7 protein-coding genes and 6 tRNA genes are annotated in these 7,708 nt (G+C 66.0%); 9 read left to right on the forward strand and 4 right to left on the reverse strand.

Annotated features, from left to right (window positions below; genetic code table 11):
• Positions 1 to 284: 284 nt before the first annotated feature.
• The gene (locus BJQ90_RS11590; protein WP_226760409.1) at positions 285 to 1,133 is read right to left on the reverse strand and encodes a cytochrome; all 849 of its coding nucleotides are present in this window, start codon (positions 1,131 to 1,133) and stop codon (positions 285 to 287) included.
• A gap of 213 nt (positions 1,134 to 1,346) precedes the next feature.
• Positions 1,347 to 1,418 (reverse strand) — tRNA-Val (locus tag BJQ90_RS11595).
• 305 nt (positions 1,419 to 1,723) lie between these two features.
• On the opposite strand from BJQ90_RS11595, the gene BJQ90_RS11600 reads away from it, so the two are divergent.
• The 6 genes from BJQ90_RS11600 to BJQ90_RS11625 all read left to right on the forward strand — a co-directional run bounded on the left by BJQ90_RS11600 (position 1,724) and on the right by BJQ90_RS11625 (position 2,720).
• Positions 1,724 to 1,796: transfer RNA gene (locus BJQ90_RS11600), tRNA-Gly, on the forward strand.
• A gap of 45 nt (positions 1,797 to 1,841) precedes the next feature.
• Positions 1,842 to 1,912: transfer RNA gene (locus tag BJQ90_RS11605), tRNA-Cys, on the forward strand.
• A gap of 39 nt (positions 1,913 to 1,951) precedes the next feature.
• Positions 1,952 to 2,026 (forward strand) — tRNA-Val (locus tag BJQ90_RS11610).
• Positions 2,027 to 2,082: 56 nt separating this feature from the next.
• Positions 2,083 to 2,155 (forward strand) — tRNA-Gly (locus BJQ90_RS11615).
• Positions 2,156 to 2,193: 38 nt separating this feature from the next.
• Positions 2,194 to 2,268: transfer RNA gene (locus tag BJQ90_RS11620), tRNA-Val, on the forward strand.
• Positions 2,269 to 2,450: 182 nt separating this feature from the next.
• On the forward strand, positions 2,451 to 2,720 hold the full coding sequence (locus BJQ90_RS11625) for an antitoxin (RefSeq protein ID WP_226760410.1): 270 nt from the start codon (positions 2,451 to 2,453) through the stop codon (positions 2,718 to 2,720).
• 183 nt (positions 2,721 to 2,903) lie between these two features.
• On the opposite strand, the gene zapE is transcribed toward BJQ90_RS11625, so the two are convergent.
• Complete coding sequence (gene zapE, locus BJQ90_RS11630; RefSeq protein ID WP_226760411.1) at positions 2,904 to 3,941, reverse strand: cell division protein ZapE; 1,038 nt, start codon at positions 3,939 to 3,941, stop codon at positions 2,904 to 2,906.
• Between the two features lie 229 nt (positions 3,942 to 4,170).
• Between zapE and BJQ90_RS11635 the strand changes: the two genes are divergently transcribed.
• The 3 genes from BJQ90_RS11635 (at position 4,171) to ybaK (ending at position 6,148) form a co-directional block, all read left to right on the forward strand.
• Positions 4,171 to 5,088: a sulfurtransferase gene (locus BJQ90_RS11635; protein ID WP_226760412.1), complete on the forward strand. Its 918-nt coding sequence runs from the start codon at positions 4,171 to 4,173 to the stop codon at positions 5,086 to 5,088.
• Positions 5,089 to 5,156: 68 nt separating this feature from the next.
• The gene (locus tag BJQ90_RS11640; protein WP_226760413.1) at positions 5,157 to 5,615 is read left to right on the forward strand and encodes a SufE family protein; all 459 of its coding nucleotides are present in this window, start codon (positions 5,157 to 5,159) and stop codon (positions 5,613 to 5,615) included.
• A gap of 35 nt (positions 5,616 to 5,650) precedes the next feature.
• Entirely contained in the window at positions 5,651 to 6,148 is a 498-nt protein-coding gene (ybaK, locus tag BJQ90_RS11645) for a Cys-tRNA(Pro) deacylase (RefSeq protein WP_226760414.1), read from the forward strand.
• A gap of 163 nt (positions 6,149 to 6,311) precedes the next feature.
• Here the strand turns inward: ybaK and BJQ90_RS11650 are convergent, their stop codons facing one another.
• Positions 6,312 to 7,640, reverse strand: coding sequence for an alpha/beta hydrolase family protein (locus BJQ90_RS11650; protein WP_319004630.1), 1,329 nt, complete (start codon positions 7,638 to 7,640; stop codon positions 6,312 to 6,314).
• Positions 7,641 to 7,708: the final 68 nt, after the last annotated feature.

A 7,708-nucleotide genomic window follows, 5' to 3' on the forward strand; every position in this document is an offset into this window, starting at 1 on the left:
CGACACCCCCGTCTGACCCCGGCCCCCAAACAACAACGGCGAACTACTGGGACGGCAGCGCCAAAACTCGGAATGGGCGTGGCGCGGCCGCCTGACCGTGGGGTTACAGAGCAGGTGGCAACCAACGGGGACGGCAGCGACGAGACTCTCAATGGACTCGACACGGCATGGTGCCACATGTGCAGCGGGAGGCCCGGCGGGTTACCTGCTGGCCGAGGACCGGAGGGTTACCTGCTGGCCGAGGACCGGGGGCTCGCGTTGGCCCGCGTCGGCCCGATTTGCTTCTAACGGGTGACGGGCGGCGGGGCCAGCGGGAGGAGTGCGGTTCCGGCGGCAGTCGTGTCGGCGGACATTTCCCAGACGCGACGCAGGGCGCAGAACTTCCACCAGTGGTGCTTCAGGACGTCCGGGTTGGCCCGCAGCGGTCGGACCTCGGTCTGCCCAATTGCAACCGCGAGCAGGATCGGGGATTCGCCGTGCTTCCAGGCTTCCCACTCCCCTGCCACCGGATCCACCAGGCTCTCCTCGGCCTTCATACCCGCCACGAGTTGCATGACCACTTTGTCATCCAGCGGTTTGACGGTGCCGTCACGGCTGGTTCCCTTGGTCTTGTAGTCAATGAGGCAGGTCCGGCCGTTGATTTTGGCGACGAGGTCAAGGGTTCCGGCGTAGCCGACAGTCTTGTTCCAGACTGTGATTTCCGGGGCGATCGGCTCCACCTGGAAAAGTTCCCACCACTCGTCGAATCGGGCCGCGAAGGCTTCTTCACCGTTAGCGGCGAGGGCCTCACGGGTTTCCTTCATCTCGTGAGGCCGGCCCAGGGCGCGCAGCGCAACCTGTTCGCAGTAGTTGTGCACCCGGTCCCCGCGCTTTGCGGCGTCGTCGCGGTAAGTCTCCGCGGCCTTGGCGGCACGGCTCACCGCCTGGCGCACCTTAGCCGGGCTGCCGAGGATTCCGGGCAGCGCGGGGTCTTGGGCAAGGCTGTTGGCTCCCATGTACCCGAACCAGCCGTCCAGGCCATGGGGCTGCTGGCCGATCACGGTCGTGATGGACGGCACAGAAAACTGCTCCGAAGTGGAGCGAGCGTACATCCGGCCATAGTCCGTGGCGTGGGCAAGAAGTGGGGCAGTCATGGAAAGACTCTTTCACGGGGGTCTGACAGTGGAAAAACAAGTGGTCCAGCTGGGGCTACCCATCCCCTGATGCACCTGCCGCACAACATGGGTGCGACGGGTGGGCAGCCCACGGGCAACACAGCTGAAACTCGCGAGCCGCCCAAACAAACCGGATGGCAGGAACAAGAATGGCCCGCCCCGCTCGGTGAGCGGAACGGACCATCTATTGGGTGGGCGATACTGGGTTCGAACCAGTGACCTCTTCGGTGTGAACGAAGCGCGCTACCACTGCGCCAATCGCCCCAATGCCATTGAATGCTAGCCCACCCCGGCGGAATTTAGAAATCGGAGCGCTGTGTCCCCGAATGCGTCCTCCCCAGGGGCCATGGCGAAAGCCGCCCGGCCGGCGCGACACCGCGGGCGGCGAGGAAAAAAGATAGCTAATTACAACGTTGTAATTAGTGAGAACGCCTAGAACTCAAGGATGCAGCGGCCATGACCCCCGGCGTCGTCATCTCGATTTGTAAGTTCCCTGAACCTCCTATAGAGTTCTTACTCGTTGGAACGCGAGGAAATGCCGGTTGCGGCGGGGAATTGCAGACAATATTGCGGACGTAGCTCAGCTGGTAGAGCACCACCTTGCCAAGGTGGATGTCGCGAGTTCGAATCTCGTCGTCCGCTCGCAGGACACTGTCACGGTAAGGTTCTTTGGAATCCTATCTACACGGTGGGTTGGCCGAGAGGCGAGGCAGCGGCCTGCAAAGCCGTATACACGGGTTCGAATCCCGTACCCACCTCGGTGAAAACCCTGGTTTCCGGTCTAGGTCGGATGCAAGGGGCGATTGGCGCAGCGGTAGCGCGCTTCCCTGACACGGAAGAGGTCACTGGTTCGATCCCAGTATCGCCCACCAGAGCAAGGCGACTTGCTTGATGCAGTACCACCGGCCCAGCCGGCATGGACTAAAATGCGGACGTAGCTCAGCTGGTAGAGCACCACCTTGCCAAGGTGGATGTCGCGAGTTCGAATCTCGTCGTCCGCTCTCTTCATTACAACTCCACTCCGGATCCTTCCGGTTGCGGGCGATTGGCGCAGCGGTAGCGCGCTTCCCTGACACGGAAGAGGTCACTGGTTCGATCCCAGTATCGCCCACCACAAGAGCAGCTCCTTTCGGAGCTGCTCTTTTTTGTGGCCAGCCGCTTGCGGGTCCTTTGGCCCTGTGCGCCTGGCCCGCTGTCTTTTACCCTCTGGGCGGACACCCTTGGCACCCCCGTCACGTCCCGCTAGGGTGGATAGCGCAAGGAGCGATCTGGCTCCGAGACCGAAGGGAGGTGCCCGTGGGTTTACTTGACGATCTAAAGGGCAAGGCTCAGCAAGTAATTGGTGGCAACGAACAAGCCATCAAGGACGGCATCGAGAAGGCCGGCGATTTCGTCGACTCCAAGACCGGCGGAAAGCACGCCGATAAGATTGATGCCGTGCAGCGAGGCGCTTCCGATTTCGTGGATAAGGCGAACGACCGGCCGAATACGGCCCCCGTCGTCGATCAGACTCCCGTTGCCGGTGAGTCCCCCGTAGCCGGGGAACCCCGCCAGCCAGACCTCTGACCCAGATACGTCAGCGAGGTGCCGGTCCCGCCGAGAGGCGGCGCCGGCACCTCCGGCATTTAACGCCGCGAACGGCATGTATCGGCGGTTCACGACAACGATTAACGAAACAACGCGGGGTCATTTCCGGCCCATCCGAGGCATCAGGATGGGCCGGAAATGACCCCGCGTTGCTTGGAGCGTTTAGGAGAGTTCGTGGTTCTGGCCCTCGCGGGCCAGAGCGGTGAGCCGGGAGACGGCCCGGAAGTACTTCTTCATGTAACCGCCGGTCATCATTTCCTCGGTGAAGAGCTGGTCGAACGGCACGCCGCTAGCCAGGATCGGCACGTCCTTGTCGTAAAGGCGGTCCGCGAGCACCACGAAGCGCAGCGCGACGGCCTGCTCCGTGATGGTGTGGACGTTCTTCCAGACCACACCCTCGATCCCGTCCAGCAGCTGGCGGTACCGGCTCGGGTGGACGCCGGCCAGGTGGTTGATCAGCGTGCTGAACTCATCGCGCGCCACCGTCTTGCCGTGGAACTCAGTCTGCATGTGGTGCGTCAGCTGCCCGTTCGGCAGCGGCAGCGGCGCAGCAGGCAGGCCGCGGTGGCGGAAGTCCTCACCGTCGATCCGGACGACGTCGAACTGGTCCGCCAGCACCTGGATTTCGCGGGCGAAGTCGACGGCGGCGAAGCGGCCGTCGCCGAGGGAACCCGGCAGGGTGTTGGAGGTGGCCGCGAGCTTGACGCCGGCGTCGGCGAGTTCGCGCATGAGCCGGGACATCAGGACGGTGTCGCCCGGATCATCAAGCTCGAATTCGTCAATGCAGACCAGCTTGTAGTGGCTCAGGGCCTCGACAGTCTTGCGGAAGGACAGCGCCCCGACCAGGTTGGTGTACTCGACGAAGGTGCCGAAGGCCTTGGGCCCTGGGGCGGCGTGCCACAGCGAGGCCAGGAGGTGGGTCTTGCCGACGCCGAAGCCGCCGTCGAGGTAGATTCCGGCGCGGGACATGTCCTTCTTGCCGAAGAGGCGTTTGAAGAGCCCATCGCCGTCGCGGGCGCCAACGTTCGCCGCGAAACTTTCCAGGGCCCGGACCGCATTTGCCTGGCTCGGCTGGGACGGATCCGGCCGGTAGCTGGAAAACGAAACCTCACCGAAGCGCGGCGACGGATAAAAACCGTTGAGGAGTTCATCCACTGAAACTGCCGGGGTGCGGGCAGCGAGCTGTTCGATCTGTACCAAGGTGGTCCGTTCTGCTGGTCTCTTGTCCCCAGACAGAATACCGGCAATGCGCGGACGGCCGGTGTGGCGACGTCGGACGGGAGGACAGCACGTGACGAAGACCATATTTCCGAGTGTGAACCCGGTGAAGCAATCCCGGCGGGGCGTGGCTAGTGTGGGGGAAGGTCCGGCGCCGCATTTGACCATTCCATGGCCCGGTCCCTGTCCGTTTCAGTGAAAGGCCATCACCATGCCCTACCCCGTTGAGCAGAACGAAAAGTTCGCCCCCTACGCCCACCCTGAGCGTCTCGTCTCCACCGAATGGCTGGCTGCTGCGATCGACTCCGGCGCCCTCCAGGACGGCAAGCTCGTGCTGGTGGAATCCGACGAGGACGTGCTGCTCTATGAGGTCGGCCACATTCCCGGCGCTGTGAAGATCGACTGGCACACGGACCTGAACGACGAGGTCACCCGCGACTACGTCGACGGCGCAGCGTTCGCCGCCCTCGCCGCGGCCAAGGGAATCTCCCGCGACAGCACCGTGGTTATCTACGGCGACAAATCCAACTGGTGGGCAGCCTACGCCCTCTGGGTATTCACGCTCTTCGGCCACGAGGACGTCAGGCTGCTCGACGGCGGCCGGGACAAGTGGATCGCCGAGGGCCGCGCCATCACCACGGACAAGACCGCCACCACCCCGGGCGAGTACCCCGTCGTCGAGCGCAACGACGCCCCGATCCGTGCCTTCAAGGAAGACGTCCTGGCGCACTTCGGCAAGCCGCTGATCGATGTCCGCTCCACCGAGGAGTACACCGGCCAGCGCACCCACATGCCCGCCTACCCCGAGGAAGGCGCGCTGCGCGGCGGACACATCCCCACCGCCGCCTCCATTCCGTGGGCCCGCGCGGCGGCCGAGGACGGCAGCTACCGGACGCGCCCCGAACTTGAGGCGCTGTACCTAGGCGAAGCCGGACTGCAGGAGGGCGACGACATCGTGGCGTACTGCCGCATCGGCGAACGTTCCAGCCACACCTGGTTCGCGCTGAAGTTCCTGCTGGGCTTCGACTCGGTCCGCAACTACGACGGTTCCTGGACCGAGTGGGGCAATGCCGTCCGCGCCCCGATCGTCAAGGGCACCGAGCGCGGCACGGTGCCGGCGGCCAAGTAGCCGCTGCCACGTGTCCCAGTCCATGGGACACCGGGACACAATCGCCGCGCGTGCGTAAGCTGGAAGGGATGAATACTTCTGCCCTCCCCGCCGCACTGGCGGAAATTGTTGATGACTTCCAGGCCGTAACCGAACCCGAGCGGCTCCAGCTGCTGCTGGAGTTCTCCCGTGAGCTCCCGGAACTTCCGGACCGGCTCAAGGACCACCCCGAGTTGATGGAACAGGTGGTCGAGTGCCAGTCGCCGCTGTTCCTGACCATTGAAACCGAACAGTCCGACGGCGGCGCGGCCCGCAGCGTCCGGCTTTTCTTCAAGGCGCCCCCCGAAGCCCCCACCACCCGCGGCTTCGCAAGTGTGCTGCACGAAGGCCTCGACGGCCTGAGCCCGGCGGAGATCCTGGCCGTCCCGGACGACATGCCGGAGCTGCTGGGCCTCACCCGGGCCATCACTCCGCTACGCATGCGCGGGATGACAGCGATGCTGGGCCGGATCAAGCGCAAGGTTGCTGCCCTCCCGCAGCAGTCCTGACCAGGCACCGGACACCACCCGGACATCCGGACAAAATGGCACGCAAGCAGGCCTCACACGGAACCCCGGCCACCGCAGCACTGGCGGCCGCCGGGGTTCCTTTCGTTGCCCATCCCTACAGCCACGACCCGGCAGCCGCCAGCTATGGCCTGGAAGCCGCGGAGGTGCTGGGCATCGATCCGGCCCGGGTGTTCAAAACCCTGATGGTCGACGTCGACGGCCGCCTTGCGGTCGGCGTCGTGCCGGTAAGCGGAAATCTGGACCTCAAGGCAATTGCGTCGGCGCTGGGCGGCAAGAAAGCGGCGATGGCAGACCCGGCAGCGGCTCAGCGCCGCACCGGCTATGTGCTGGGCGGCATTTCCCCGCTGGGCCAGCGGCAGCCCTCCCCCACCGTTGTGGACGACAGCGCCCTGGGCCTCGACACGATCCTGGTCTCAGGCGGGCGGCGCGGCCTGGACATCGAGCTGAGCCCGGCCGAACTGATCCGGCTCACCGGGGCACGGACTGCGCGGATCGGCACCGGCCGGAACTAATCCCGGCCCGTCATTCCGGTGAGCTGCGTTCCCCGGAGCCGGGCTCCCGGGAAGTTGACTCCCCCGCCTGGGGCTATGCCGGAGTGGGCTGGTCCGGGGTCGGCTGGTCCGGGGTCGGCTGGTCCGGGGTCGGCTGGTCCGCGGTCGGCTGGTCCGGCTGGGGCTATTCCGGTGTCGACTGGCCCGGATTCGGGCGGGGCGCGAGCTGCTGCCCGAGCCAGGCCGTGACCAGCCGCTCCCAGCGTTCCGGATCGACATTCCATTCCTTGGTGTGCCGGGCACGGTCGAAGGTCTCGAAGGTGACCATCTCCGGGTTCTTTTCGGCCAGGGCGGCGGACGGCCCGTAGGGAACGTATTCGTCGTCGACACTGTGGATGATCAGGGTCGGCGTCCGGAGTTCCACCGCCCGGGAAACCCAGTCCATCGCTTTGAGGTCCACCGGGGCGGCGAGGCCGGTCAGCCGCCGGCCCAGCTTGTGACTCATCATCAACTGCCCGTAGCGGCCCACGGCCGAGGGAATCCGGTTGAGCTCGGCGTGGTGCGCCAGCACATTCACCCAGTTGATGACCGGCGCATCCAGCACCATGGCCCGGATCAGGGGGTGGTAGCGGGACAAGTCGGCGGTCTGGAGGCAGATGGCCCCGCCCATGGACCAGCCAAAGAGCACCACTTCGCTCGCGCCGTGCTCGAGGGCAAAGCCGATGGCCGCCTCGACGTCGCGCCATTCGGTGGAGCCGAGGCCGTAGCGCCCGTCCTGCGCCGAGGGCGCCAGTCCGTCATTCCGGTAGGAGATCAACAGGCTGGACATGCCCAGTTCCCGGGCCGTCCGGACCGCCCGCAGGCATTCCTGCCGGCTCGCCCCGCGCCCGTGCACCATGATCGCCCAGATGCCGGACTCCTGCGGGGCCCGGACCAGCCACGCCGGCGCCGTCCCGCCGTCGACGTCGATGTCCACGTCTTCTGATGCCAGGCCGATGCTTGCCGGGTCCGGGTGCGCGGCTCCGCTCCAGTAGCCGCGGCGCGCCTTGCGGAGATCGCCGCTGTAGACGGCCTCGACTTCGCGTTCCACCGTGCGCTCCGCCGGCGAATAGGACACAATCCGGCCGATCCTGGCGTGTCCGCGGCCGCCGTCAAAAAAGAATCCGTAGACGCCCTCGACCGTGGCCTCCGGCGTCGCCGCAAGGATCAGCCGCAGGCCGTGCCCGCCCCGGATCACAGCGAGCACCTCCTGGTCCTCCTCCCTGACCCGTGCGGGAGTAATGACCCGGCGGGCGAAATAAAGGGCGAGGGCGGAGGACCCGGCGGCCAGCAACCCGGCCGCCGCGCTGCCGCCAACGATGCCGGCAAGGGCCCATTTGGCGCTGCCCTTGACCGAAACGTCGGCAGCGGCGGCCGAAACATCGGCAGCGGCTGCGCGTGCAGCGCGGGCGGCCGGTCCGCGGGCGGCGGAGATCCGGCGTGGGTCCGGAAGGAGGCGGGGGGAGGAAGCCATGGCACCATTCTTACCGAACTCCGCGCCCACAGTGGCATCCGGCGGGATCAGTACCCGCCGGATGCCAC

This window comes from Arthrobacter sp. SO3 (genome assembly GCF_020532825.1).
GTDB lineage: Bacteria > Actinomycetota > Actinomycetes > Actinomycetales > Micrococcaceae > Arthrobacter.